A 25736-nucleotide genomic window follows, 5' to 3' on the forward strand; every position below is an offset into this window, starting at 1 on the left:
AGTCTAGTTGACGTAGACCCGGGCGCCGCCGTCCGTCACGGGCGCGTACTTGGCCGTGAAGTAGCCGTTGGCGAAGCACAGCGACGAACCGGAGGACTTGGTGAACTGCTGGTTGGTGAAGGAGATGCTGCTGTCGCTGTTGTCCGTCTTACCCGTCAGGCCGGCCGCCTGGTAGACGCAGGTGATGCTGCCCAGCAGGGTCCTCAGCTTGACGGTGGTCTGGATGACCGAGCCGCTCGCCGGGGCGACGGTGAGGGTGCCGTCGGAGCCGACCGACGCCGTGTAGGGCAGGTTGTCGACGGTGATGCTGCTGACGCCGGTGACACCGAAGACGTTGCTGGTGCACGAGCTGGCGTCGAAGGTGTGGCCGGTGACGGACTCGGTGGCCGTGCCGGGGGCGGCCGGGTTGGCCGCCACACTGGCGGTGAACTGGGAGGACGTGCACGAGACGCCACTGGTGCCGGTCGCGCTGGAGTAGAGCGTGGCGGACGTGCCGGAGGCGAGGGGCGCGGTGAGGGTGTCGCCGACGGAGGCGGCGGTGCCGCCCGCGCTGCCGGTGGTGAGGACGGCGCCGTCGGCGGAGGCGGGGGTGGCCACCGAGAGGGCGAGGGTGAAGGCGGTGGCGGTACCGGCGAGGGCGAGGACGGATCGCGTACGCATGCGGGTGTCTCTTTTCTGTGTGGGGGTCGGTCGAGGTGAGGTGGGGGGTGGTGGGTGGTGCCGGGTGGGGCCGGTTGGTGCATCACGCGGGTGGCGCGGGGCGCGCCGGTGGCGGCGGCGCGGGGGGTGCGTGACGGAGCTGGGCGCGACGCGGAGGGCACGGGGTGCACGGGGCACATGGCGCGACCGGCCGCGGCGCGGGTCGGGGCGTGCCACGGTGATCGCGGCACGCATGGGCAGGGGACGTGGGTGCCGCCGACGCGGCCCGGCGCGCCTTCTCCCTACGCGACGGACCGGCGACGGCGGCGGGCCGGTCACCGGCCGGAGGGCTCGGGGGAAGCCCTCCGGCCGGGCCGGGCGGGGACGGCCGGACACACGGGCCTGGGGGATAGGACCGTGCGCCGAGCCGGCGTGAGCGGTTGCCGTGAGCCGACATGAGCGGCTGCCGGGAAAGGGCCGGATGAACGGCCGCTGCAGCTCGGCGGATCCGGCGCCACGGATCCGTGAAACAGGGGAAGTTGTAGACCTGATCAACCGTCAACGTCAAGGTTCGCAAGGGTAGTTGTGGCATGTGATCAAGGCTCGAACAGATTCGACACCCTTTTTTCACATCTCCCTTGACCCCCCAATGTAACCGGCAGTAACTTCCTCGCAGGCTACTGCCGCGTAACGAGAAAGCCCTTGCCCGCCGGGAGTGCGAGGAGGCGTGCGCGGCGGCCGCTGTCCGCGCCAGGACACCGCGCCACCTGATGCCCTACCGCAATGGATCCATGCCCCTTGGAGCACACATGGCCACGTCCCCGGACGTCCCGTCCGACGGCAACACCCCCGAGAACCCGGGAACCGGTTCACCGTCCGAAGCACCACAGACCGCCCAGGCCACCGCCGGCGGTGAGAGACGAGGGCGGGTCCGCGCACGCCGGGCCGCGGTGATGGCCGTGCCCGCCACCCTTGTCGCCGCCGGCCTCGCCGTCCTCACCGCGCAGGGCGCGCTGGGTGTGCAGTTCGCGATCTCCGGCATGCCGTTCACGGTCACCGCGACCAGCCTCGACGGCGACGGATTCGAGCAGTTCGGCGGGCTCGACAACATGGCGGACGGCAGCCCGAACGCCGGGGACACCGGTGGGCAGGAGCTCATCGTCACCTCCGCGATCAAGGACGCCACGCTCACCAAGCTGTGCCAGAGCGTCGACCTCGGGGGCATCAACCTGCTGATCACCGCGGGCGGCGGCAAGACACCGGTGACCGCGACCGACCTCACCACCGACTCCACCCAGCTGTCGGGCGAGGCGGCGTTCAAGAACATCGAGATCGGCAACGACGCGAGCACGCTGACCAAGGCGGGCGTGAAGGGCCCGATCGGCGTCTTCAGCCAGCAGGCCGACCACGTGCACATCGACAACCTGCGGCAGACCAACTACGCGACGACGGCGGGTGTGTTCAAGCTGCCGGGTCTCCATCTCGGCTTCAGCAGCTCGGGTTGCTGATGGCCATGCCGGACCGACCACGTCAGGGAGCACGAGCGGCCTTCCACGGCTGGCGGGCCCGCCGGCCGTTCTGGGGCGGGCTGCTGCTCGCCCTGGGCGGCGGCTGGATCCTGCTCACCGAGAAGGCCTCGCTGAAGGTCGTGATGCACGTCGGCATGCAGGGCCTGGCCGGATATCTGCTGCCGACGGTGATGGTGATCCTGGGCCTGCTGATCCTCTTCAACCCCTCCCAGCGGCTCTTCTACTCCATCATCGGCATCCTGGTCTCCCTCGGCACCTGGCTCACGTCCAACCTGGGCGGCTTCTTCATCGGCCTCCTCCTCGGCGCCACCGGCAGCTGTCTCGCCTTCGGCTGGCTGCCCGACCAGGAGCCGCGGGTCAGCCGCCGCAGCCGCCGCAGGCAGGCCCGTGCCGCGGCCGCGGCACGCGCGGTGCCGGAGCACGCGGAGGGGACGACGGCCTGAGGCCCGCCCGAGGCCCGGGGACCGGCCCGGCGCTGCCGGCCCCCGGCGCACAGCCCTTTTCCCGTGGTGCCGGTGACCGCGAACGCCGCATCCACCCGCACCACACCGAGGAGGCCGAGGCCGGCCGTACGCCGGACGGCCTCGGCTCTGTCGGACGGCTGACCAACCGCCGTACGGCGTCCGGCGGTTGAGGGAAGCCGGTGTGGTCAGAGGCCGCGCAGGCGGCGGGCCGGGGCGGCCGTGTCCCGTTCGGTGAGGCGGCCGACGAGGAGTCGTACGACCTCCACCACGGCGGCCTGTCCGGCGGCGTCGACGAAGTACACCTGGCGGCGGCCCTCGCGGCGGGAGCGGACGAGTCCCGCGAGCTTCAGCTTGGTCAGGTGCTGGCTGACGGCGGGCAGCGCGCCGCCGACCCGCTCCGCGAGCCCGGTGACGTCGCTCTCGCCCTGGATCAGCGCCCACACGATGTGCAGCCGGGCGGGCGAGGCGAGCAGCCCGAAGGCGGCCGCCGCCTGCTCGAGCACCTCGGCGGAGGGGTCCTGGTAGCCGGTGCCGGGCGCTGAAGCCACTGTCGCCTTCCTCTGCTTTCCGCTGCGTCGTCCTGTGTTCGGTCCCTGTACGGGGATTCAGTCTAGGTGTGGGGGAACTTCCCGGCCGTCCCATGAGTTTCTACGGTGTTGTAGAAGTCGCTGCCGGTGTGTCGTGGGAGCGCCCGGCTGCCGAACACGAGGAGTGCGCATGGCCCTGTGGGACCGCGTCAAGGAGTCGGCGTCGCAGATGCAGACCCAGTTGGTGGCGAAGAAGAACGACCTGAAGAGCGGCGCCTTCCGGGACGCGAGCATGGCGATGTGCGCGCTCGTGGCCGCGGCCGACGGGACCGTCGACCCGTCGGAGCGGCAGCGGGTGGCCCAGCTCATCGCGACGAACGAGGTGTTGCAGAACTTCCCGGCGGACGACCTCAGGCGCCGCTTCGAGGAGAACCTGAACAAGCTGACGACCGACTTCGCCTTCGGCAAGGTGAGCGTCCTGCAGGAGATCGCCAAGGCGAAGAAGAAGCCGGCCGAGGCGCGGGCCGTCGTCCAGATCGGCATCGTGATCGGCGGCGCGGACGGCGACTTCGACAAGACCGAGCAGGCCGTGGTGCGCGAGGCGTGCTACACGCTGGACCTGCCGCCGCACGAGTTCGACCTCTGAGCCGTACGGTCCGTACCGGTCGGGCGAGGATGGGGGCATGCTCGACACTCTCGACCGCGCCCTCATCCACGCCCTGCACCTGGACGGCCGGGCGCCGTTCAGCAGGATCGCCGAGGTGCTCGGGGTCTCGGCACAGACGGTGGCCCGGCGGTACGGCAGGCTGCGTGACCGGGCCGGACTGCGCGTGGTGGGCCTCGCCGACCCGGACCGGGCGGGCCGCGCCCAGTGGCTGGTCCGGCTGACGGCGACGGCACGCTCGGCGCAGGACATCGCCGGGGCGCTGGTACGGCGGCCGGACACGTCCTGGGTGAAACTCACCTCCGGGGGCACGGAGATCACGGCGGTGATCCACGCCCCGGCCGAGGACGCCTCCCCGGGCTCCCTGCTGCTGCACGACGTGCCGCGCACCGGCGGCATCACGGCCGTCTCGGCACACTGCCTGCTGCACACCTACCTGGGCGGCCCGGCCAACTGGCGGCGCAGCGCCGAGGCCCTGGACCAGGAGCAGCAGGCGGCGCTGGCGTACCGCGGCGAGCCGGAAGAGGTACGGCAACTCGGCCCGGACGACACCGAGTTGCTCGCGGCGCTGGAGCGGGACGGGCGGGCCGGGCAGGGGGAGCTGGCCCGGGCGACCGGCTGGTCGGCGACGACCGTGGCCCGTCGGCTGGACGGACTGCGGGCGGCGGGCGCGCTGTTCTTCGACGTCGAGGTGGACGCCGCCCTCTTCGGTGTCCGCACCCGGGCGCTGCTGTGGCTGTCGGTGCGGCCGGCGGACCTGGAGACGGTCGCGCTCGCGCTGGCCGGCCATGACGAGCTGGCCTTCGTGGCGGCGACCACCGGCCGCACCAACCTGGTCGCCCAGGCCCTGTGCCGCGACCCGGCCGACCTGCACCGGTACCTCACGCGACGGCTCGGGTCACTCCGGCAGATCGACACGCTGGAGACGAGCCCGGTGCTGCGCACGCTGAAGGCGGCGAGTCCTGTCCTGACGGACCTGGCGCGCGTACGACGCCGACAGCCGGGCACCGCGTAGCGCCCACGCGACGGAGCCGCACAGTGAACACGGCCCCGCGCCCCTAGGGGGTTGCGACCCTCCCACTCGCCGCCCAGGCCACCCCCAACAGCACCACCGCCACCCAGCACGCGTCCTGCGGTGAGCCCGTCCCCGTCAGGTACACGCTGCCGAGCACCGCGACCCCCAGCGTGGCCCCCAACTGCTGGACGGCGTTGAGGAGTCCGGCCGCCGAACCGACCTCGTGCGGGCGCAGGGGCCGTAGGGCGAGGGTGAAGAAGGCGGGGGTGAACAGGCCGGCACCGAGGCCGACGAGGGCGAGGGCGGGCAGCAGGGCGACCGGGTAGTGCCCGGGGTCGGTCGTACGGTAGGCGGCGACGGCGGCGAGCAGTCCGGCCAGCAGCACCCCGAGGCCGTACGGCATGACCCGGTGGCCGTGGCGCGGTACCAGCCGGGAGCCGGCCGCCCAGGAGGCGAGGGCGAGCCCGGCGGACCAGGGCAGCAGGCTCAGCCCGGACGTCAATACACCTTCCCCGGCGGCGAGTTGGAGGTGCAGGACGACCACGACCGTCAGTCCGTTGGTCACCGCGAAGAAGGCCGTGGAGGTGACGAGGGCGGCCGGGAAGCCGCGCCGGGTGAACAGGCTGGGCTCCACCAGGGGCCGGGCCGAGCGGCGCTGGTGCAGGGCGAATCCGGCGAGTACGAGCAGGCCGGTGACCAGCAACGCCCAGTCGCGCCGGGTGAGTTGGCCGAGGTCTCCGCCGATCAGGGGGTACACGAGGAGCCCGGTGCCGAGGGCGGCCAGTGCGGTGCCGGTGGCGTCGAGGGCGGGGCGGTGCGGGGCGCGGTTCTCGGGGAGGTTCCGGGCGAGGGCCAGCACCAGCGCGGCCACCGGCACGTTGACCAGGAACGCGGCCCGCCAGGAGGAGCCGAACAGGTCGGCGTGGGTCAGCACCCCGCCGACGACCGGCCCACAGACGGCGGCGAGGCCCATCACCGGCCCGATCGCGCCGAGCGCCTTCGCCGTCTCCTCCCCCGTGAACATCGCCTTGATCAGCCCGATGGTCTGCGGAATGATCAGCGCCGCCGCGGCCCCCTGCACGGCCCGGAAGCCGATGAGCACTCCCGGCGAGGGCGCGAGCGCGCAGGCCACGGACGCGGCCGTGAACACCGCGACACCGAGGACGAACATCCGGCGCCGGCCCGCGAGGTCACCGAGCCGTCCACCGGTGATCAGCAGCACGGCGAACGGCAGGGTGTAGGCGGCGCCGAACCACTGCACGTCGGAGACCGGCCCGCCCAGATCGGCGTGCACGGCCGGCCCGGCCACCTGGACGACGGTCGCGTCCAGCAGGTTCATCGCCTCGCCGAGCAACAGGGCCGCCAGGGCCGGCCAACGCCTGCGGTAGGGGGTGGCGACAGCCACGTGTTCCGTGGTCATGAACATTCCTCTCACGCTCGCTACGGGACCGAAACCGGTCACGGGCCAGCGTGAGAGGAGGAGGGAGGGGGACTCCATCGAGAGCAGGAAGGTTGCGGATTTCTGCCATGGGAGCCCCACTCCGTGGGGAATTCCGACAAGCGTCAGACGAGACCCTTGGTCTTCAGCCAGGCCTTGGCGACGTCCAGCGGGTCCTTGTTCTGGGCCTGCACCTGGGTGTCCAGCTCCAGCAGGGTCGCGGTGTCGAGCTGGGCCGAGACCGCGTCGAGCGCGTCGACGCCCTTCTGGGACAGGGCGCTCTTGTAGACGAGCGGCTGGACGTTCTCGAAGCCGAAGAGGTTCTTCGGGTCCTGCAGGACGACGAACTTCTCCTTGGAGATGGTCGGGTCCGTGGTGAAGATGTCCGCGGCCTGCACGGCGTCCTTCTTCAGCGCCGCCTGGGTGAGCGGGCCGCCGGCGTCCAGCGCCCGGAAGGACTTGAACTCCAGGCCGTAGACGGACTTCAGGCCCACCAGGCCCTGCTGGCGGGTCTGGAACTCCGGCGAGGCGCCGAGGACCAGGTCCTTCGCGATGCCCTTCAGGTCGGCGATGGAGGACTTCTCGGTCAGGTTGTACTTCTTCGCGGTGGCCGCGTTGAGCGTCACCGAGTCCTTGGACTGGGCCGCCGCCAGCTTGAGCAGGGTCAGCTTGGAGTCCAGCTTGGCCTCGATGGCCGTGGTGGTGGCGTCGGCCGTCGCCGGGTTGGCCTTCGGGTCGAGGTAGGCCAGCAGCGCGCCGTTGTACTCGGGCAGGACCGAGATGGAGCCGTTCTTGATCAGCCCGTAGGTGGTCTCGCGGCTGCCGATGTTCGGCTTGTAACTGACCTTGATTCCCTTGGCCCTGAGGGCTTCGCCGTAGATGTCGGCGAGCAGGGTGCTCTCGGGGAAGTTGTTGGAGCCGACGACGACGGTGTCGCCGCTCGCCTTGCCGCCGTCCGTGAGGGGGTTGCTGCCCGACTTGGCGTCCTTGGAGCCACAGCCCGCCAGCAGAGCCGTCGCCGCCACGAGCACGACGGCCGCCGCGCCTCGGTTCCTTCGGATGGACCTGCTGATGCGGTGGGTGTAAGTCACGCATTGAGTCAATCCAGCCAGTTCTCGGTCAGTCAAGGGAAATAGATCACCGATTGGCCTCGATCTTCGGCCAGTTGTGAACGGAGAGCGCTGTCTTCGTCATGGATTCGTGATGCACGGCGCGCCGATTGATCCTTCAAGAAGACGATAGTCTCGGGACCGTTGGTATTCGGCCACGGCGGTGCACGGGGCCCGCTTCGGTGTTCGGAAACACACCTGAGAAGGAGGCCCGTGTGTCCACGAACAAGGTGGACGCGCCCGCCCGGCACGCCCCCGCGCTGGGCGGAGGAAGCGATTTCGCCGACCGCTGGCCCTTCAGACGCAAGCTGAACCTGCTGGTCGGAATCCCGCTGGCAGTCATCGCGGTCCTGCTGTCGTACGTCTTCACCGACCTGGTGCAGCAGTGGAACAGCGCCTCCTCGGCGGCTCGACTGGTGCGCGACAGCGCCCAGGTGGCGCGGCTGGTGGACCGGGTGGAGGCCGAGCACCAGCAGGCCATCCTGCTCTCGGCGAACTACGAGGCCGGGTACACCCAGTCCTCGACGTCAGCCTACGACGCGGCCCAGGAGGCGGTCGACGCCCAGGTGGCCAAGGTCCGCGAGGCCTTCGGCGGCCGGCTGCCCGCCCGTGAGGCGCAAGCGCTGCGCGAGGTCGAGGGCCTGTCCAGCCTGCGCCTCTCGGTCGAGCAGTCGTACATGCCCGCAGACAACATCGACCCGGCCTACGCCCGGGCCGCCCAGGGCGTGATCGACGGGCTCGGTCTGGACCGCAACGCGGACCTCGCCGACACTTTCACGGGCAACCTGCTGGACTCGCTGCTGCGCGCGGACGCGGCCCACGGCGCCTTCGAGACCAATGTGTTCGCCGCGACGACGGGCGACACCAACGCGCTGATCGAGTTCACCAACGCGGTCGGCGCCTACGACCTCTACAGCCACCAGGCCGACCGCTTCACCCGGTTCGCCACCGACGCACAGGCCGAGCGGCTTTCCGGCGTCGAGCACACCCCGGCGCAGCGTGCCATCGCCCAGTCCTACGCAGAGTTGCAGGTGGACGTCGGACAGCTCCAGGCCAACGGCCAGGGGGATATCCGGCAGGCGGTGCAGACCGCGCTGGGCAACTACCCGGCCTATCCCGAACAGGCCGCCGCCCGGCTGAAGATCACCACCGGGCTGATCGGTGAGATCGCCGACCGAGCCGAGGAATCGGCCGGTTCCGCGCGCTGGCGCGCCGGGCTGCTGCTCAGCGGCGCGCTGCTCGCGTTCGCGCTGTGGATCGCCTTCTCGGTGCTGGTGCGCCGCTCGGTGATCCGGCCCGTGCAGGCGCTCACCGGGGCCGCGCGCGAGGTCGCCGAGGTGGCCGGACGGGAACTGGCCCGGGTCGCCGACGACGACGCCGAGGACGACGGGCCGCCCCGGCTGCGGGACGTGCCGGTCACCGCGCGCGACGAGATCGGCGAGCTGGCCGTGGCGTTCAACCGGGTGCAGCGCTCCGCCGGCGCGCTGCTGGAACGGCAGGTGCTCAGCCGGCGCAACACCGCCGAGATGTTCGGCAACGTGGGGCGCCGCGTCAGCAACCTGACGAGTCGTCAACTCGCGTTGATCGACGCGGTGGAGCGCGGCGAGACGGACCCCGCCCTGCTGGAACGCCTCTACTCCATCGACCACATCGCCGTACGACTGCGTCGCAACGCCGACAGTCTCATGCTGCTGGCCGGTATCCGCGAGACCGTGCTGGACGGGGGGCCGACCGCGCTGTCCAACGTGGTGCGGGCCGCGCTCGGGCAGATCGAGGGCTATCAGCGGGTACGGCTGTACGCCGCCTCCGACGCCATGGTCGAGCCGGACATCATCGGCGACCTCACGCTGATGCTGGCCGAACTCCTGGAGAACGCCGTGTCGTTCTCGCCCGAGGGCAGCCCGGTGGAGGTGACCGTCCGCTCGGGTGCCGACGGCGCCCACGTCGCCGTCACCGACCACGGCCTCGGCATGAGCGCCGAGCGGCTCGCCGAGGAGAACGCCCGGCTGATCCGCCGCGAACGCCTGGACCTGGTGCCGACCAAGGTGCTCGGTCTGTTCGTGGTGGGTGCGCTGGCCCGCCGCTGGGAGATCGGGATCGAGCTGACCCGGACCCCGGGCGGTGGTGTGACGGCGGAGGTGACCCTGCCGGCCGCACTCCTGCTGACCATGAGCCCGGTGGCGGGTACGCCGGTCACGGTGACGCCGGCCGCTGCCGCGCCCCCGGCCGACACGGCGGCGCCGGGCGGACCGACGCCGGCGCGGACGGCGGCCACCGGGGACACGAAGCCCGTGGCCTCGGGCTACGACCCGCACGGCACCGCCTCTCCGGAAGCCGACGCCCCACTCCCCCGCCGGGTGCCGCGCCGCGAGCCGGCGCCCACCCCGGCCGCACCCGCCCCGTCCGGCTCCGGCGCCTCCCGCCCCCTGCGCCGTCGCGTCCGTGGCGCCACCCTCGCCACGACCACCGGTACGACGCACTCCGTGCCCGAGGCGCCCCGCACCCGCGACGCGGAGGCCGAGCGCACCGCACTGGAGGAGTTCGAAGCGGCCATCGCCCAGGCCCATCGCGACACCGGCAACCACCCCCGTCCCCCGCACCCCGGGCACGACGACGACCCCGGGTCACCGCCCGGGCCACCCGCACCCCTCCCCGACCCCCCGCACACCCCCCTCCCCGAAGGAGCCGAGAGTTGAGCACGTCGACTGGTGAGACCCCGACGGGCGGCGGCGCGCCGGCCGATCTGCAGGCGGCCGCGGCCGACTTCACCTGGCTGCTGAACCGTTTCGCGACCGAGACCGCGGGCGTGGTGGACGCGATCGCCGTGTCCTCCGACGGCCTGCTGATCGCGGTGTCGGAGCTGCGTGAGCACGCCGACTCCGAGCGGCTCGCGGCCATCGTGTCCGGCATCACCAGCCTCGCCGCGGGCGCCTCCGGCAACTACGGCCTGGGCGGTCTCAACAAGGTCATCATCGATCTGGAGGGCGGCCATGTGATCGTCTCCGCGATCGGCAGCGGCGCCGTGCTCGGTGTCGTCACCGACAAGGAGGCCAAGCTCGGCAACATCGCCTACGAGATGACCCTGTTCGCCAACCGCGCCGGTGCCGCGCTCAGCCCGCAGCTGGTGCTGGAGCTGAAGAACAGCGTCGGCGCCGCGTCGGCCCGCTGAGCACCGGCCCACAGAGAAAGAGCGGACAGGTACAGGTATGGCGGACGGCATCCCGGGCCCGGACCCTGTCGGCCCCGCCCCCGCCGTACGGCCGTTCCTGGTCACCGCCGGCCGGGTCGCGGACGCCGGCTCCGGCCGGGCGCTGCCCCTGGAGACCCAGGTGGTGGCCACCGCCGAGGGGCTCGACGCGCTCGCCGGGCTCTCCTTCGAGCGGCACGACATCGTCGCCGCCTGCCGGCTGCCGCAGTCCCTCGCGGAGCTCGCGGCCCGGCTGCGGCTGCATCTGAACGTGGTCCGCGTCCTGGCCGAAGACCTGCGCGAGGCGGGGCAGTTGGCGGTGTACGTGCCCGACGCGGGCGCCACCCACGACGCATCCGTCCTGCGCAGGCTCATCGATGGCCTGAGGGCCATACCCGACTCCCGAGGGGTATCGAGTGACACCGACTGAACCGCTCGCGCGCGGCGCGGCCGCACCCGTCGCCGTACGGCCGCCGCTGCCGGTGAAGATGGTGATCGCGGGCGGCTTCGGCGTGGGCAAGACCACCGCGGTCGGCGCGATCTCGGAGATCGAGCCGCTGACCACCGAGGCGTCGATCACCGAGGTCGCGGCGGGCGTGGACGACCTCACACACACCCCGCGCAAGACCACGACGACGGTGGCGATGGACTTCGGCTGCATCACCATCGACCCGACGCTGAAGCTGTATCTGTTCGGCACGCCCGGCCAGGAACGGTTCGGGTTCATGTGGGACGACATCGTGGAGGGCGCGGTCGGCGGGCTCGTCATCGTCGACACCCGCCGGCTGGACGACTGCTACGCGGCCGTCGACTACTTCGAGCACAAGGACATCCCGTTCGCCGTCGCGGTCAACGCCTTCGACGGGAAGGTGGAGCACACCCTGGAGGAGGTCCGCTGGGCCCTGGACGTCTCCGACGGCGTGCCGGTCGTGGTGTTCGACGCCCGGGAGCGGGGCTCGGTGCGGGACGCGCTGCTCGTCGTCCTCGAACTGGCGCTGGCCCGCACCGAGTTGTAGCGGTCAGCTGCTGCGCCGTACCCCCGGCGAGACCGTGAGCCGGGACGCCGCCCAGAACACCACCAGAGTGACGAGGGCGAGTCCGGCGACCAGGGTGGCGCCGCCGACGACCTTCTCGTAGTTCTTCTGGGCGAGGCCGTCCATGATGTAGCGGCCGAGACCGCCGCGGCCCACGTAGGCGGCGATGGTGGCGGTGGAGACGATCTGGATGGCCGCGGTGCGCAGGCCGCTCAGGATCAGCGGGAGCGCGACCGGCACCTCCACCTGGAACAGCACCCGCGTCTCGGACATGCCCATGCCCCGGGCGGCGTCCACCGGGGACGGATCGACGGAGCTGATCGCCTCGTAGGTGGTGACCAGGATCGGCGGTACGGCGAGCACCACCAGCGGGATCATCACGGGCACCAGCCCGAAGCCGAGCCAGATGAACATCAGCACCAGCAGGCCGAAGGTGGGCAGCGCCCGGCCGGCGGTCGCGATCAGTGCCAGGGCGTTGCCGCCCCGGCCGTAGTGGCCGGTGAGCAGGCCGACCGGCAGGCCGATCACGGCGGAGATCAGGAGGGCCTCGAGCGAGAACCCGATGTGCTCGGCGAACCGGGTGGGGATGCCGTCGTAGCCGTGCCAGTGGGCGCTGTCGCTGAAGAAGGCGCGTGCGAAATCGAGGACGTTCACCGGGCGGCACCCTTCCGCGGCATCCAGGGAGTGAGCAGACGACGGACGAGGACCAGCGCCGCGTCGGCGAGGATGCCCAGCACACCGATGGTCACGACCGACGTCACGGCCAGGGCGGGCCGGTGGTAGGTCTGGGCGTCCCAGAGCATGTTGCCGAGGGCGCCCTGGTTGCCGATCAGCATGCCCACGCTGACCAGGGAGATGCTGGACACGGTGGCCACCCTGAGGCCCGCGATGATCGCGGGTACGGCGATGGGCAGTTGGACCTGGAGATAACGGCGTACGGGGCCGAAGCCCATGGCCTGGGCGGCGGCCAGGGTCTCCGGCGGCACCGAGCGGACTCCGTCCACGATCGCCGGGACCAGCACCACCAGGCTGTAGAGCGCGAGCGGGATCATGATCGTGGTCTCGCTCTGGCCGAAGTAGTCGATGAGCACGACGAAGAAGGCCAGTGACGGAATGGAGTAGAGGACGCTGGTGAGACCCAGGACGGGCGGGTAGATCCAGCGGAAGCGCACGCACACCTGGGCGACGGGCAGCGAGAGGATCAGTCCGGCCAGCACCGGCAGCAGGGCCTCGCGCAGATGCAGGCCGACGAGCCCGAGGTAGCTGTGCTGGAGGTCGCTCGGCAGGTCGAAGAAGCCGCTCATCGCCCGGCCTTCTCGGTCTGCTCCGCGACCCGGCCATGGGCCGCCCGGATCGCCTCCCCGATGACCTGCTGCGACACGACGCCGACGGCGCGCCCCTCGCCGTCCACCGCGACGGCCCAGCCGGTCGGCGAGAGCACGGCGCCGTCGAGCGCGGTGCGCAGCGAGTCGGTGCCGGGCACGAACGGGCGTCCATGGTCGAGGAGTTGGGCCCGGTCGACGGCACCGGCGGCGAGCCGGTCCGGTTCGCTCCAGCCGAGCGGCCTGCCGCCCTCGTCGGTGACGAGGAGATACGGCGCGGAGGCGCGGGCGGTGAACTCGGCCGCGTCGGCGTCGATGCCCACGATCGGCTCGGTCTCCAACTCCAGCTCGTCGGACGCGAAGAAGGAGAGCCTGCGGATGCCCCGGTCGGCGCCGAGGAAGTCCTCCACGAAGGCGTCGGCGGGCGCGCTGAGCAGGTCGGCGGGCGGGGCGAACTGGGCAAGCCGGCCGCCGGTGCGCAGCACGGCGACCATCGTGCCGAGCTTGATCGCCTCGTCGATGTCGTGCGTGACGAAGACGATGGTCTTGCCCAACTCCTCCTGAATGCGCAGCAGTTCGTCCTGGAGTCCCTTGCGCACCACGGGGTCGACGGCGGAGAACGGCTCGTCCATCAGCAGCACCGGCGGATCGGCGGCGAGCGCCCGGGCCACACCGACGCGCTGCTGCTGGCCGCCGGAGAGCTGGTACGGGTACCGCTTGGCGAGCGAGGCGTCGAGGCCGACCCGTTCCATCAGTTCGGCGGCGCGGGCGCGGGCCTGCTGCTTGGGGGTGCCGAGCAGGCGGGGCACGGTGGCGATGTTGTCGATGATGGTGCGGTGCTGGAAGAGGCCGGCGTTCTGGATGACGTAACCCATGGAGCGGCGCAGGGTGTTGACCGGCTGCTGCCGGATGTCCGTGCCGTCGAGGAGAATGCTGCCCTCGGTGGGCTCGACCATCCGGTTGATCATCCGCAGGGTGGTCGTCTTGCCGCAGCCCGAGGGCCCGACGAGGACGGTGATCGCGCGGTCCGGTATGTCCAGGGACAGCCGGTCGACCGCGACCGTGCCGTCCGGGTACCGCTTCGTGACTGAATCTATCCGTATCAAAACGCCGAATGCCCTTCGGGTTTGGCAGATTTCCGCCCGCTTTCGGCCAAGCTCGTCGGTGCGCAGGCCGCTGCGGGGAGAGTCTAGACCGCGAGTGTTTCAGCGCTTTGGCGGGCGAACGGCTAGGTCACGGGAATCCCCGGGGTGCGCAGGACGCTCCGGCCGGCGTCGACCGCGAACACCTCGCAGCCGGGGCGGGCGGCGGCCCAGGCCGGGCCGTCGGTGCCGAGCGCGAAGGCGGCCGTGGCGGTCGCGTCGGCCTCGGTCAGCGTCGGGGCCAGCACGGTGAGACTGAGCAGTCCGGTCACGGGGCGTCCGGTACGGCCGTCGAGGATGTGGTCGCCGCGCTCGTACCGCCCGGAGGTCGCCACCGCCGCGTCCGTCACCTCCAGCACGGCGGCGACCTGGTCGGCCCGCTCCGGATGCCGTATCCCGACCCGCCACGGCCCGCCGGAGACGACCACGTCACCCCCGCCGTTGAGGCAGAACCGTCGTGCCCCGGCCGCCGCCAGCAGCCCGGCCGCCCGCTGCACCGACCAGCCCTTGACCACCGCGCAGGGGTCGAACCCCCGCCCGGGCAGCCGTACGTCGAAGGCACCGCCGGTCGCGGCCCGGTACTGCTCGCACAGGCCGAGCACCTCCGTCAGGTCGGCGCTCAGCTCGTCCTGCGCCAGCTCGCCCCGCCCGTACCGGGACACCTCGCTGCCGGGAATGAACGGACTGAACCGGGCGTCGACTTCGCGCAGCCACGCGAAGACGGCGTCGGCGGCCTCGGTGAACTCGCCCTCGTCGTCGATCCGCAGCGAGACCGGGAAGCCCATGACGTGCTCGACGCGCCGCACGTGCTCACGACCCCTTGGCGTCGAGCGCGGCCTGGAGGGACTGCTTGTACCCCTGGCTCGTGATCGTGGCCCCGGACACCGCGTCGATGCGGGCGCTCTGCGCCTTGAGCGTCTCGGTGATCAGCTCCGGTACGGCCCACCGGGTCTGCGGATGGTGGGGCGCCTGAAGCATCCGCACGGAGGCGATCCGGTCGCCCCGGAAGGTCACCTCCACCTGGAAGACACCCTTCGAGGTGCTCACCGCGGTGCCCTGGACGACTTTCGAGGCCGACGAGGACGATGATGAAGCCGAAGAAGAGGATGTGGGAGTCGGTGTCGACGCGGGCTGTGCGGTGTCGACGGTTCCGGTCGACGGGTGGTACCGCCACACGGGGACCAGACCCAGGGCGGTCAGGACGAGGACGGGGATGGCTCGCTTCACGACGGTGGTGCCCTCTCTCAGCCCGCGAGGCTGAAACGCTCGAAGTGGATCTGCCGCCCCGGCACGCCCAGGTCGCCCAGGCTGCCCAGCACGGCGGTCATCATCCTGGGCGGCCCGCACAGGAAGACGTCCCGGTCGGTGATGTCCGGGACCAGCCGGGCCAGTTCACGCGGGGCGAGCCGGTCGGGGGCGGCCGGTCCGGTCACCAGGTGCAGCTCGGCACCCTTGGCGAGGGCGAGGTCGCGCAGCTCGTCGTAGAGGACGGCGTCCCGGTCGACGGCCACGCGGTAGATGACCACGGCGTGGCCCTCCAGCTCCTCCAGCAGTGCGCGGATGGGGGTGACGCCCACGCCGCCGCCGATCAGCACGGCGTCCGGGCGGGTGCGGTGCAGCGTGGTGAAGGCGCCGTACGGGCCCTCGGCGAAGACGCGCGTGCCGGGCTCGAGGTGCCGCAGGGCGGCGCTGCCGCCGCCCGCCGCCTTGGCGGTCAGGCGCAGGGTGCGGCCGTCGGGGGCGGCCGACAGGGAGAACGGGTTGGCCTGCCACCAGCGGTCCCTGGTGAGGAACCGCCACAGGAAGAACTGGCCTGCCCGCGCGGGCAGCCGGTCCAGGTCGCGGCCGGTGACGTACACGGAGACCACGTCGTCGGACTCGGGCACGACCGCCTCGACGCGCAGCTGGTGCCGCAGGTTGCGCCACAGCGGGAGCACCAGCCGGCCGAGCGCCACCGCGCCGAGGGCCGCGCCCCACAGCGTGTACCAGTACGTCTTCGCGACGGGCGAGGAGGTGAAGGTCGTACCGGCCGCGACCTGGTGGGTGAAGGCCAGGACCACGGCGACGTAGGTGTACAGGTGGATGAAGTGCCAGGTCTCGTAGGCGAGTCGGCGCCGGGCCCAGCGGGCGGACACCGCGCCGATCACGGTGATCAGCGACAGCGCGACGATGGCCCGCAGCACGCCCTCGGTGGTCTCGGCGAGGTTCACCAGCTGGTTCACCGGGTCCATCGAGGACGCCTGGGCGTAGCCGAAGGTGATGAACACGACGTGCGTGAGCAGGGTCCACAGCACGCCGAAGCCGGTCCAGCGGTGCCAGGAGGTCAGCCGGTCCATGCCGATCCGGCGGTCCAGCCAGGGCAGCCGGGCCACCAGCAGCAGCTGGAAGGCCATGAGGAGGGCGCCGTACAGACCGCACAGGCGGCCCAGCACGATCAGCGTGTTCGAGGCGAAGCCGGCCTGGACGAAGAACCAGGCGACCACCGCCGCGTTCGCGGCCAGCAGGGTGTAGAGCCCGGTCCGGGCCACGAGCCGGGGACGTATCGCCGTGGGGGGCGCGGGACGGGTCTGGAGGGTCGTCACGGACAACAGCTCCTTGATCGGGTCCTGGGTGACGAGCTTCGCCCGCGGATGCTGTCGTTTTCCTGTCGGACGACTTTCACTTGAGTATCGATACAGCCGGTGGGGGCCGGCACCTCACGCTGGTCCGTACGGGTGCCGCAGGATGGGCGGGTGGAGAAAGTACGACTGCTCGTCGTGGACGACGACCCGCCGATCGCCGACCTGGTGGCCACCGTCGCCCGGTACGAGGGCTGGGAGGCGGTCACCGCCTACTCGGGCGAGCAGGCACTGCGCCGAGCCGCCGAGTTCCGGCCGGACATCGTCGTCCTGGACCTGATGCTGCCCGACGTGGACGGCTTCGGCGTCCTGGACCGGCTGCGCCGCTCGGGGGCGATGGTGCCGGTGGTCTTCCTGACCGCGCGCGACGGCGTCGCCGACCGGGTCGCGGGCCTGACCCGGGGCGGGGACGACTACCTGGTCAAGCCGTTCGCGGTGGAGGAACTGATGGCCCGGCTGCGCACGGTGCTGCGGCGCAGCGCCGGTCCCGGCTTCCAGCGGTCCGTGCTGCGGGTCGCCGACCTGACCCTGGACGAGGACACCCGCGAGGTCCGGCGCGGCGAACGGCTGCTCCAGCTCACCCCGACCGAGTTCGAGGTGCTGCGCTATCTGATGCGCAGGTCGCCGTCGGTCCTCACCAAGGCGCAGATCCTCGACCACGTCTGGGAGTACGGCTTCGGCGGCCGCTCGAACGTGGTGGAGCTGGTGGTCAGCCGGCTGCGCCGCAAGCTGGACGGGGCGGACGAGGAGCCGCTGCTCCACACCGTGCGCGGCTTCGGGTACGTGGTCCGGCGGGCGGCCAGATGATCGGCCGGCTGCGCCGGACGTACGGCAGACTCCGCCTCGGCACCCGGCTGGCGCTGGGCCTCGGCGCGCTGTCCCTGGTGGTGTTCGCGGTGGTCGGCACGGCCCTGACCGCGTACATGCGGGACTACCTGTCGGACCAGCTCGACGCCCAGTTGGGGCTCGCCCAGGTCGCCCAGTCCAAGAGCATCGCGCAACAGGGCACGCTCCAGGGCAAGAAGTACTACCGCTGGTACTACGCCGTCTACGACGTGTCGGACGGCACCCCCGTGCTCCGCAAGCCCGAGGAGACCTCCGACCTGCCCGGGGACATCGCCGGCCTCACCGCCCTGGCGAAGGCGCAGGTCGTCACGGGCGCCGAGGTACTGCGCACCGAGCACCTCGCGGGCCAGGAGTACCGGCTGCGTGCCTGCGAGGTCGAGCCCGGTGTGGTCCTGGTCAGCGGCGCACCCATGGACGACATCGACAACACGGTACGGCGGCTGGTCACGGTCCAGGTGATCGCCTTCGGGCTGGCGCTGCTGGCCCTCGTGGTGTTCGGCCGCAGGATGCTCAGGCGCGGCCTCACACCGCTGAGCGACATGGCGCACACCGCCCATGGCATCGCCTCGCACGATCTGACCGACCCGGCGGCCCGGCTGCCGCTGCGCGCGGACCGCAAGGGCGGCGGCCCGGAGGTGGAGGAGCTGCGCACGGCCTTCAACACGATGCTGGAGCACATCGACGACTCCCTCGCGGTGCGCGCCGGGGCCGAGCAGCGGCTGCGCCGGTTCGTCGCGGACGCCTCCCACGAACTGCGCACCCCGCTGATGTCGGTACGCGGCTACGCCGACCTGTTCCAGTACGCGGCCGCCAACGAGCCCGCCGAACGCGACCGCCACCTGGTCCGCCTGCGCGCCGAGGCCGCCCGCATGGGCGTGTTGCTGGACGACCTGCTGCTGCTCGCCCGGCTGGACGCCGCCGAGGTCGAGGCCCCGCTGCGCTGCGCGGACACCGACCTGACGGAACTGGTCCGCGAGGCCGCGGACGCCTTCCGCGCGGCCCGCCCCGGCCACCCCCTGACCGTCGACACCGGCACCGAGCCGCTACGGCTGCGCCTGGACCCGGTCCGGATCCGTCAGGTCCTGGACAACCTCCTGACCAACGCGGCCGTGCACACCCCGCCCGGGACGAAGGTGTCCGTGACGCTGACGGCCGACGCCGGCGAGGCATGCGTCCGGGTCGCCGACGCGGGCCCCGGCATCCCGGCCGCCGACCGGGGCCGGGTCTTCGACCGCTTCTACCGCGTCGACAAGGCCCGCAGCAGGGACCATGGCGGCAGCGGGCTGGGGCTGTCGGTGGCGCAGGCGCTGGTGGAGGCGCACGGGGGGAGGCTGGTGTGGGAGCGGGAGGACGGTATGACGGTGTTCGCGGTACGACTGCCGGCGTAGAGGGGCGCGGAGCTGTACGGCCTACGGCGCAACCGCCTGTCGGCTGTACGGCCGACCCGCGAGCACGGCGACGTCGTCCTCCGCGTTCCGCGCGTCCAGCCGGCTGAGGATGGTGTCGAGGACCTGGTCGAGCCCCTCCCCACCGGGGAACCGGAGAGCGGAGAGCCGGTCGAGCGACCGGTCGATGTCCTCACCCCGCCGCTCCACCAGCCCGTCGGTGAACAGCACGAGCGTCTGCCCCTCGGTCAGCGGATGCGTGGCCGACTCGTACCCGCCGAGCCCGGTGCCCAGCGGCGGCCCCACCGGCAGGGGCAGCAGCGTGGTCTCGCCGTCGCGGCTGATGAGCACGGGCGGCAGATGGCCGGCGCTGGACAGCGTGACCTGGCGCCGGCCGGGGTCGACGCCGGCCAGCAGACAGGTCGCGGGCCGGCGGTCGGCCTCGCGGGAGGCGATCTCGTCCATCTGTCGCAGCACGCGGTGCGGGGGCAGGTCGGCGGAGGCGATGTAGCGGAGTGAGGAGCGGTAGGCGTTCATGTCGACGGCGGCCTCCAGGCCGTGCCCCATGACGTCGCCGACGACCAGCAGGGTCCGCCCGAAGTGCAGCCGCACGGTCTCGCACCAGTCACCGCCGACCACGGCGTGCCGGCCTGCGGGGAGGTAGCGGATGGCGACGTCGAGGTTGGGGTGCGGGCGGCCGGGTTCGGCGAGCAGGGCGCGCTGCAGATCGCCGGCGGTGCGGTTGACGTGTTCGTAGGCGCGGGCGTGCCGGATGTGGGACGCGGCGCGTTCAGCGAGCAGGCCGAGCAGTTCGGCCTCCCCCGGGTGCGGCGGCTGTCCGGCGCGCGCCCACACCAGGACGCCGTACGTGTCCTCGCCGCTGGTCAGCGGGGCGCACAGGGCGGCCCGGGTGCGGGGGGCGCCCGCGTGCTCCAGCCAGGGCTCCGCCGTCGCGTCGAGCGCCGGGGCGCAGGCCTCACGGGCGACCGCGGTGGCCCAGCGGGCGTCGGGCAGCACGTCGGCGTCCCCGGTGATCTCCTCGTAACCGGAGATCGTCCGCCCGGTGCGGCGCAGCACGGCGGCGGTCCCGCCCGCGAGCCGTACGGCGGCCCGGGTCAGTTCGGCGCAGGTGGTGGACTCGTCGAGGGTGGTACCGATCCCGGCCAGGGCGTCGCGCAGCGCGGCGAGCCGCGCACCGGCCGACACGGCATCCGCCGTTTTCGCGGTCGTCAGCGGCTCCTCGTCGCCCGCGGCGGCGCGACGGTGACCGTTGTCGGCAGGCACGGGCCTACGACGAGACCGGATCCAGCGCGCCACACCCAACACCCTCACAGAATCTCAAACCGGAGCGAACAGAGCACCGGCCCTATCGACCGCGCCGGTGGACCGTTCCACCTGCAACGCGAACCACTCGGCCCCCTCCCGGTCCCCGGCATTCAACAGCCGCTCGACGATCCCGGCCAGGTGCACGACACGGGGCGAGGCCGACCGAGCCTGCCCCAGATCCGGGGTCCCGGGACGGGCGGGGGCGGGGGTGCCGGGACGGCCCCTGGTCGAGGATGCCGAAGCGGCTCCGCGTCGAGGGCGGCCTTGGTCAGGGGTGGCCGGGCGGTAGTCCGGTTCTGCGGCTCCCGAACGGCCGCCCGAGTGGGGCCCGATGCGGCGGTGCGTGGGACGTGGTCCGGAACTGATCGGGACCAGCAGGGCGAGCCCTACGGCCTCGTGGTACTCGCCGCGCCGTGCCAACGCACGGGGGGCGCCCGCGGCGGCGCCGAGCCGGGCGAAGTGCTCGGCCTCGGCGAAGTGGCCCGCGCGGCGGCGGAGCCAGGCGAGTGCGGTGCCCGGATCGTCGTGGTCGTCCGTCCCCGCGCCTCGTCGCCCCGCGCTCCCGAGATTCGGCGTGTCCCGCGTCGGAGCTCAGCTCTCCTCGGGCGTCAGGCGCAGCGAGATCGAGTTGATGCAGTACCGCTGGTCGGTCGGGGTCGGATACCCCTCGCCCTCGAACACATGCCCAAGATGCGACCCGCACCGAGCGCACCGCACCTCGGTCCGCACCATCCCGTGCGAGCGGTCCTCGACCAGCTCGACGGCGTCCGTGTCCTTCGGGTCGTAGAAGGACGGCCAGCCGCAGTGCGACGCGAACTTGGTGTCCGAGGTGAACAGTTCGGCGCCGCAGGCCCGGCAGGAGTAGACGCCCTTGGCCTTGGTGTCCGTGTACTCACCGGTGAAGGCCGGCTCGGTGGCGGCCTGGCGCAGTACGGCGTACTCGGCCGGGTTCAGCTCCGCCCGCCACTGCTCGTCCGGCTTCTCGACGTCGTACGACATGAGCCTCAGCTCCTTCACTGCTGCGACAGGCGGTCCAGGATCAGCGGGCCCAGGTCGGTCACGTCGCCCGCGCCCATGGTGAGAACGAGATCACCGGGCTTCGCCATTCCCGCGATCACGGCGGGGATCTCCGCCTTGTCGTGCACGGCGGTGACGTCGGCGCCGGCGGCGCGCGCGGCCTCGATGATGAGCTCGCTGGTGACGCCCGGGATCGGGTCCTCGCGGGCCGGGTAGATGTCGAGGACCACGGAGGCGTCGGCGAGGGCGAGCGCCTGGCCCATCTCCTTGCCCAGCTCCTGGGTGCGGGAGAACAGGTGCGGCTGGAAGACGACGAGGATCCGGGAGTCGTCGGCGGCGGCGCGCATGGCCTCCAGGTCGGCGGTCATCTCGGTCGGGTGGTGGGCGTAGGAGTCGATGACCTGCACACCGGCCGCCTCGCCCTTGAGCTGCAGACGCCGCTTGACCCCGGTGTAGGCGGCGAGCGCGGGCGCGAGCCCGTCGGCCGGGATGCCGAGCGCGGCGCCGGCGGTGAGCGCGGCGACGGCGTTCAGGGCGTAGTGCCGGCCGGGCACGGACACCGTGAAGGTCAGCTCCTGCCCCTCGAACAGGACGGTGACCTCGCTCTTCAGCCCCTGCGGTACGACGGCCGTCACCCGCACGTCGGCGTCCTCGGCCTCGCCGTACGTCACGGTCCTGACCTTCCCGGCCAGCCGGCGGGTCAGCTCGCGCGCGCCCTCGTGGTCGGCGGAGATCACCAGCGTGCCGCCCGGCACGATCTTCCCGGCGAAGGTCTCGAAGGACTCGTAGATCTCGTCCATCGAGGCGTAGTTGGCGTGGTGGTCCAGCTCGACGTTGAGGACGATGGCGACCTCGGGCGCGTACGTGTGGAAGCTGCGGTCCGACTCGTCGGCCTCGGCAACAAAGATGTCGCCCTCGCCGTGCAGCGCGTTGGAGCCGGGCGCGTCCAGGTCGCCGCCGATGGCGTACGACGGCTTCAGGCCCAGCTCGGAGAGGGAGACGGCCAGCATCGAGGTGGTCGTCGTCTTCCCGTGGGTACCGGCCACGGCGATCGGGCGCAGCCCGTCCATCAGCGCGGCGAGCGCGTCGGAGCGGTGCACCACCGGGATGCCCAGCTCGGCGGCGCGGGCCAGCTCCGGGTTGTCCGCCCGGATGGCCGACGACACGACGACACAGCTGGCGTCGTCGGCCAGATGCCCGGCCGCGTGCCCGATGTGCACGGTGGCGCCGGCCGCCCGCAGCGCCTCGACGGTCGCCGACTCCTTGGCGTCACTGCCGGCCACCTTCGCCCCGCGCTGGGCGAGGATCTTGGCGATCCCCGACATCCCGGCGCCGCCGATGCCGATGAAGTGCGGTCGGTCCATGGCGGTAGGAAGGCCGGGTGCCATGTGGTTCTCCCCAGAGGACGGTGCGTACTAGAGCGCGCCTAGCCTATGCGCTCGGACACCGGGCTCTTCACAGCGAGCTACACCTTGCTGTGCGAGAAGAGCTTCAGCACGGGCACGCCCACCTTGTGCCGAGCCCGGGAAGCCCAGTCCCGGTGGAAGAACTCCTCCACGTAATGCGGATCGGTCAGCACGATCACCTCGTCGGCGGACACCTCACCCACCAGGGACTTCAGCGCGTCCAACGGATGATCCTCGACCAACCGCCCCTCCGCCTGGCTCCCGGCCGCCCGCAGGGCCTGCACGGAGACGTCGAGGGCCCGCTCCCCGACGTCCTTCGCCTCCGCGCCCTCCGGCGTCTCGCCCTCCCGTACCGCCTCGTCGAGTTCACCGAGCGCGATGTCGTCGATGGCCCGCAGCAGGCGGTCGGCCTGGTCGCCGCGCGGCTGGAGGAGTACGTGGAAGGTGACCGGCTCGTCCCCGTGCAAGGTGGTGACGAACTCCACGTCGGCGGACGTCAGGGCCTTCTCGATCATCAGAACGCTTGTGAACACCAAACGCCTCTTCTCCTCCGTGGGCCCGGACCAGGCCTCTGCGGAAACCATCCTGCCCCGTGATCGCACGGGTTGTGCCGGAGTAAGTCTGCCCTCCGGAAGCTAAACGGAACGACAGATTCCGCCGTTTTCAGGACCGACGGTAACGACCGAACAGAAATCCGGCCTCTTCGAGGAGGGAAACGAGTGCGAACCGGTGCGGTACGGCGACCGACGGACCCCCGGCGATGCGCTGGGCGTCGCCCGCGGTGAGCATGGGCGAGAGGGTCAGGCACATCTCGTCCAGCACGTCCGCCGCGATGAACTGACCGAGCAGCCGGGGCCCGCCCTCGGTGAGCAGCCGGGTGTGGCCGAGGGCGGCGAGAGCGCGTACCGCGCGCGCGGGGTCGATGCCGCTGCCGTCACCGGCGACGATCACCCGGGCGCCGGCCCGCTCGGCGGCCGCGACGCGGTCCGGGGCGGCCGTGGCTCCGGTCAGGATCAGCGTGGGCACCAGGGGCGAGGTGAACAGCGGGAGCGAGAAGTCCAGGTCCAGGCTCGCGGTGACGACCGCGATCGCCGGTGCCGGACCTTGCCCTGCGGCCTTGCGGGCGTCGGCGAACTCGGCACGCGCGCGTGCCGGGCGGTATCCCTCCTGGCGTACCGTTTCCGCACCCACCACGACGACGTCCGCGAGCGCCCGCAGGGTGCCGAAGATCCGCATGTCGGCGGCGCAGGAGATGGGCTGCGAGCGGCCGTCGTGCTGGGCGGCACCGTCCAGCGTGGAGACCATGTTGGCCCGCAGCCACGGCCGCGACCGCCCCGGCACGGGCTCCGGATAGGCGTAGGCGGCGGCCAGTTCGGCGAGGCTCCACTCCCGGTCGGCGAACGGATCGGCTCCGGCCCCGCCGAACCGGGCACCCTCGGCGACTCCGGCCTCGCGCACCCCGGCAGCCAGGCCGGCTCCACCTGCGCCGACGCCTCCGGAAACACCCTCGGCACCCTGGACCCCGGTCGCCCCACCAGCCGCCCCACCTCGTCCGCCGGCAGCGGCCCGGTCGGCTTCCGGGGCCCCCGAGACCCGGCCGGCCCCGCAGACAGCGTCGCCCCCGACAGCGCCGTCGGCGCCATGGGCACCGCTCGTCCCGCCGGCCCCCGTGAGACCCTCGGCGCCGCCGGGCCCCAGGCCCCCCTCACCCCCCGCTCCTCCACCAGGGCCCCCGGAGGCCTGGGCTGCTGTTTCGTAGGTCACAGGGAACAGGCGTCGCATGTCGTGCAGTGTGACACGGCGCTTAGCATGGGTAACCGTGTCGTCCTCCACCACCGCCCCCGGATCCAGCCCTGTGACCGACGCGGGCCCCCTCTCCCTGTGCGCCCGCGAGCCGCACGTCCCCGCGGACCGGCTGGTCGCCGAGATGGTGCCGCCGCCGCGCTTCGACTCGGTCCGCTTCTCGACGTACATGCCGGACCCGAACCAGCCGAGCCAGACCGAGGCCGTGCGGGTGCTCGAGGGCTTCGCGGGCGGGCTCGGCGGGGCGCACGCCTCCGGCGCCGGCAGGCGCGGCTTCTTCGGCTTCGGCAGGGCCAGGGCGCCCAAGGTCCCGGCCGGCCCGCGCGGGGTCTACCTGGACGGCGGCTACGGCGTCGGCAAGACCCATCTGCTCGCCTCCCTGTGGCACGCCACCCCCGCCGAGCCGTCCCGCAAGGCGTTCGGCACCTTCGTGGAGCTGACGAACCTGGTCGGCGCCCTCGGCTTCCAGCAGACGGTGCAGACCCTCTCCGGCCACAGCCTGCTGTGCATCGACGAGTTCGAACTGGACGACCCGGGCGACACGGTCCTGGTGTCGACCCTGCTCGGCAAGCTGGTCGACGCGGGTGTCGCGCTCGCCGCCACCTCCAACACGCTGCCCGGGAAGCTGGGCGAGGGCCGGTTCGCGGCCGCCGACTTCCTGCGTGAGATACAGGGCCTGTCGGCCCACTTCCGCACCCTGCGCATCGACGGCGAGGACTACCGCCACCGCGGTCTGCCCGAGGCCCCCCAGCCGTTCACCGACGAAGAGGTGACGAAGGCGGCGTACGCCACCGAGGGCGCCTCGCTGGACGACTTCCCGCACCTGCTGGAGCACCTGGCCAGGGTCCACCCGAGCCGGTACGGCGCGCTGACCGACGGGCTGACGGCCGTGTGCCTCACCGATGTGCGGCCGGTGCCGGACCAGTCGACGGCGCTGCGGCTCGTGGTGCTCGCGGACCGGCTCTACGACCGCGAGGTCCCGGTGCTGGCCGCCGGGCTGCCCTTCGACAAGCTGTTCAGCGAGGAGATGCTGAACGGCGGCTACCGCAAGAAGTACTTCCGCGCGATCTCCCGGCTCACCGCCCTGGCCCGCGACGCCAAGGGGCTCGTCGGCTCGTAGTCAAGAGCCAGATCAGGCCACTCGACCGGCACTTTTCACGCTCTCTTGCGCGCGTAACGCGTAGTTAACCCTGCAAAGGACTTTGCAGGGTTAACGTGTTTCTTGACCATCCATTGACCAATGTTTGGCATGGCCGAGAGGCGTG

Annotated in this window: 26 protein-coding genes; 11 read left to right on the forward strand and 15 right to left on the reverse strand. The window is 72.1% G+C overall.

What is annotated here, in order from left to right; translation table 11 throughout:
• Positions 1–3: 3 nt before the first annotated feature.
• Positions 4–660: a Tat pathway signal sequence domain protein gene (locus ACH47Z_RS37085; protein ID WP_399081786.1), complete on the reverse strand. Its 657-nt coding sequence runs from the start codon at positions 658–660 to the stop codon at positions 4–6.
• Positions 661–1448: 788 nt separating this feature from the next.
• Between ACH47Z_RS37085 and ACH47Z_RS37090 the strand changes: the two genes are divergently transcribed.
• On the forward strand, positions 1449–2147 hold the full coding sequence (locus ACH47Z_RS37090; protein ID WP_399081788.1) for a DUF6230 family protein: 699 nt from the start codon (positions 1449–1451) through the stop codon (positions 2145–2147).
• 5 nt (positions 2148–2152) lie between these two features.
• Complete coding sequence (locus ACH47Z_RS37095) at positions 2153–2611, forward strand: DUF6114 domain-containing protein (protein ID WP_399081790.1); 459 nt, start codon at positions 2153–2155, stop codon at positions 2609–2611.
• Positions 2612–2817: 206 nt separating this feature from the next.
• On the opposite strand, the gene ACH47Z_RS37100 is transcribed toward ACH47Z_RS37095, so the two are convergent.
• A complete protein-coding gene (locus tag ACH47Z_RS37100) occupies positions 2818–3180 on the reverse strand; it encodes an ArsR/SmtB family transcription factor (protein WP_399081792.1) in 363 nt (120 codons plus the stop codon).
• 169 nt (positions 3181–3349) lie between these two features.
• Here ACH47Z_RS37100 and ACH47Z_RS37105 point away from each other — a divergent pair, with 169 nt between their 5' ends.
• A complete protein-coding gene (locus ACH47Z_RS37105) occupies positions 3350–3805 on the forward strand; it encodes a tellurite resistance TerB family protein (RefSeq protein WP_067124402.1) in 456 nt (151 codons plus the stop codon).
• Positions 3806–3842: 37 nt separating this feature from the next.
• Complete coding sequence (locus ACH47Z_RS37110; protein WP_399081794.1) at positions 3843–4838, forward strand: Lrp/AsnC family transcriptional regulator; 996 nt, start codon at positions 3843–3845, stop codon at positions 4836–4838.
• A 43-nt stretch (positions 4839–4881) separates the two neighbouring features.
• Here the strand turns inward: ACH47Z_RS37110 and ACH47Z_RS37115 are convergent, their stop codons facing one another.
• Together ACH47Z_RS37115 and ACH47Z_RS37120 are read right to left on the reverse strand one after the other, a co-directional pair.
• Positions 4882–6258, reverse strand: a complete 1377-nt coding sequence (locus ACH47Z_RS37115) for an MFS transporter (protein WP_399081796.1) — start codon at positions 6256–6258, stop codon at positions 4882–4884.
• 143 nt (positions 6259–6401) lie between these two features.
• Positions 6402–7367, reverse strand: a complete 966-nt coding sequence (locus tag ACH47Z_RS37120; protein ID WP_399081798.1) for an ABC transporter substrate-binding protein — start codon at positions 7365–7367, stop codon at positions 6402–6404.
• A gap of 233 nt (positions 7368–7600) precedes the next feature.
• Here ACH47Z_RS37120 and ACH47Z_RS37125 point away from each other — a divergent pair, with 233 nt between their 5' ends.
• From ACH47Z_RS37125 to ACH47Z_RS37140, 4 genes are read left to right on the forward strand one after another with little or no spacing between them, the layout of a single operon-like run.
• A complete protein-coding gene (locus ACH47Z_RS37125) occupies positions 7601–10081 on the forward strand; it encodes an ATP-binding protein (protein WP_399081800.1) in 2481 nt (826 codons plus the stop codon).
• Positions 10078–10554 (forward strand): roadblock/LC7 domain-containing protein, encoded by a 477-nt coding sequence (locus ACH47Z_RS37130; protein ID WP_399081802.1) that lies wholly within the window; start codon positions 10078–10080, stop codon positions 10552–10554. Before ACH47Z_RS37125 ends, ACH47Z_RS37130 begins: the two co-directional genes overlap by 4 nt.
• 37 nt (positions 10555–10591) lie before the next feature.
• Positions 10592–11002, forward strand: a complete 411-nt coding sequence (locus ACH47Z_RS37135) for a DUF742 domain-containing protein (protein ID WP_399081804.1) — start codon at positions 10592–10594, stop codon at positions 11000–11002.
• Positions 10989–11588 (forward strand): GTP-binding protein, encoded by a 600-nt coding sequence (locus ACH47Z_RS37140; protein WP_399081806.1) that lies wholly within the window; start codon positions 10989–10991, stop codon positions 11586–11588. The genes ACH47Z_RS37135 and ACH47Z_RS37140 overlap by 14 nt, the downstream gene beginning before the upstream one ends.
• 3 nt (positions 11589–11591) lie before the next feature.
• Here ACH47Z_RS37140 and ACH47Z_RS37145 read toward each other — a convergent pair whose 3' ends face one another.
• The 6 genes from ACH47Z_RS37145 to ACH47Z_RS37170 form a co-directional block, all read right to left on the reverse strand.
• Complete coding sequence (locus tag ACH47Z_RS37145) at positions 11592–12260, reverse strand: ABC transporter permease (protein WP_399081808.1); 669 nt, start codon at positions 12258–12260, stop codon at positions 11592–11594.
• A complete protein-coding gene (locus tag ACH47Z_RS37150) occupies positions 12257–12910 on the reverse strand; it encodes an ABC transporter permease (RefSeq protein WP_399081810.1) in 654 nt (217 codons plus the stop codon). Before ACH47Z_RS37150 ends, ACH47Z_RS37145 begins: the two co-directional genes overlap by 4 nt.
• Positions 12907–14034, reverse strand: a complete 1128-nt coding sequence (locus ACH47Z_RS37155; RefSeq protein WP_399081812.1) for an ABC transporter ATP-binding protein — start codon at positions 14032–14034, stop codon at positions 12907–12909. The genes ACH47Z_RS37150 and ACH47Z_RS37155 overlap by 4 nt, the downstream gene beginning before the upstream one ends.
• A gap of 122 nt (positions 14035–14156) precedes the next feature.
• Positions 14157–14876, reverse strand: coding sequence for an FAD:protein FMN transferase (locus ACH47Z_RS37160; RefSeq protein ID WP_399081814.1), 720 nt, complete (start codon positions 14874–14876; stop codon positions 14157–14159).
• A 4-nt stretch (positions 14877–14880) separates the two neighbouring features.
• Positions 14881–15117: an FMN-binding protein gene (locus tag ACH47Z_RS37165; RefSeq protein WP_399081816.1), complete on the reverse strand. Its 237-nt coding sequence runs from the start codon at positions 15115–15117 to the stop codon at positions 14881–14883.
• A 197-nt stretch (positions 15118–15314) separates the two neighbouring features.
• Positions 15315–16652 (reverse strand): ferric reductase-like transmembrane domain-containing protein, encoded by a 1338-nt coding sequence (locus tag ACH47Z_RS37170; RefSeq protein ID WP_399081818.1) that lies wholly within the window; start codon positions 16650–16652, stop codon positions 15315–15317.
• Positions 16653–16802: 150 nt separating this feature from the next.
• On the opposite strand from ACH47Z_RS37170, the gene ACH47Z_RS37175 reads away from it, so the two are divergent.
• Together ACH47Z_RS37175 and ACH47Z_RS37180 are read left to right on the forward strand one after the other, a co-directional pair.
• Entirely contained in the window at positions 16803–17495 is a 693-nt protein-coding gene (locus ACH47Z_RS37175) for a response regulator transcription factor (protein WP_399081820.1), read from the forward strand.
• Positions 17492–18922 carry a sensor histidine kinase gene (locus tag ACH47Z_RS37180; protein WP_399081822.1) on the forward strand — a complete coding sequence of 477 codons (1431 nt, stop codon included), beginning with the start codon at positions 17492–17494 and terminating at the stop codon, positions 18920–18922. Before ACH47Z_RS37175 ends, ACH47Z_RS37180 begins: the two co-directional genes overlap by 4 nt.
• Positions 18923–18943: 21 nt before the next feature.
• On the opposite strand, the gene ACH47Z_RS37185 is transcribed toward ACH47Z_RS37180, so the two are convergent.
• The 5 genes from ACH47Z_RS37185 to ACH47Z_RS37205 form a co-directional block, all read right to left on the reverse strand.
• Positions 18944–20203, reverse strand: coding sequence for a PP2C family protein-serine/threonine phosphatase (locus tag ACH47Z_RS37185; RefSeq protein ID WP_399081824.1), 1260 nt, complete (start codon positions 20201–20203; stop codon positions 18944–18946).
• A 633-nt stretch (positions 20204–20836) separates the two neighbouring features.
• Positions 20837–21244: a peptide-methionine (R)-S-oxide reductase MsrB gene (gene msrB / locus ACH47Z_RS37190; protein WP_399081826.1), complete on the reverse strand. Its 408-nt coding sequence runs from the start codon at positions 21242–21244 to the stop codon at positions 20837–20839.
• 14 nt (positions 21245–21258) lie between these two features.
• Complete coding sequence (gene murC / locus ACH47Z_RS37195) at positions 21259–22650, reverse strand: UDP-N-acetylmuramate--L-alanine ligase (RefSeq protein ID WP_399081828.1); 1392 nt, start codon at positions 22648–22650, stop codon at positions 21259–21261.
• A 77-nt stretch (positions 22651–22727) separates the two neighbouring features.
• Positions 22728–23201, reverse strand: a complete 474-nt coding sequence (locus tag ACH47Z_RS37200) for an indole-3-glycerol phosphate synthase (protein ID WP_399081830.1) — start codon at positions 23199–23201, stop codon at positions 22728–22730.
• Between the two features lie 130 nt (positions 23202–23331).
• The gene (locus ACH47Z_RS37205; RefSeq protein ID WP_399081832.1) at positions 23332–24126 is read right to left on the reverse strand and encodes a pyrimidine reductase family protein; all 795 of its coding nucleotides are present in this window, start codon (positions 24124–24126) and stop codon (positions 23332–23334) included.
• 361 nt (positions 24127–24487) lie between these two features.
• Between ACH47Z_RS37205 and zapE the strand changes: the two genes are divergently transcribed.
• A complete protein-coding gene (gene zapE / locus ACH47Z_RS37210) occupies positions 24488–25591 on the forward strand; it encodes a cell division protein ZapE (RefSeq protein ID WP_399081834.1) in 1104 nt (367 codons plus the stop codon).
• The last annotated feature ends 145 nt before the right edge of the window (positions 25592–25736 follow it).

Origin of the sequence: Streptomyces sp. NPDC020192 (assembly GCF_044388685.1) — a bacterium.
In the GTDB taxonomy this organism is placed as follows: domain Bacteria; phylum Actinomycetota; class Actinomycetes; order Streptomycetales; family Streptomycetaceae; genus Streptomyces.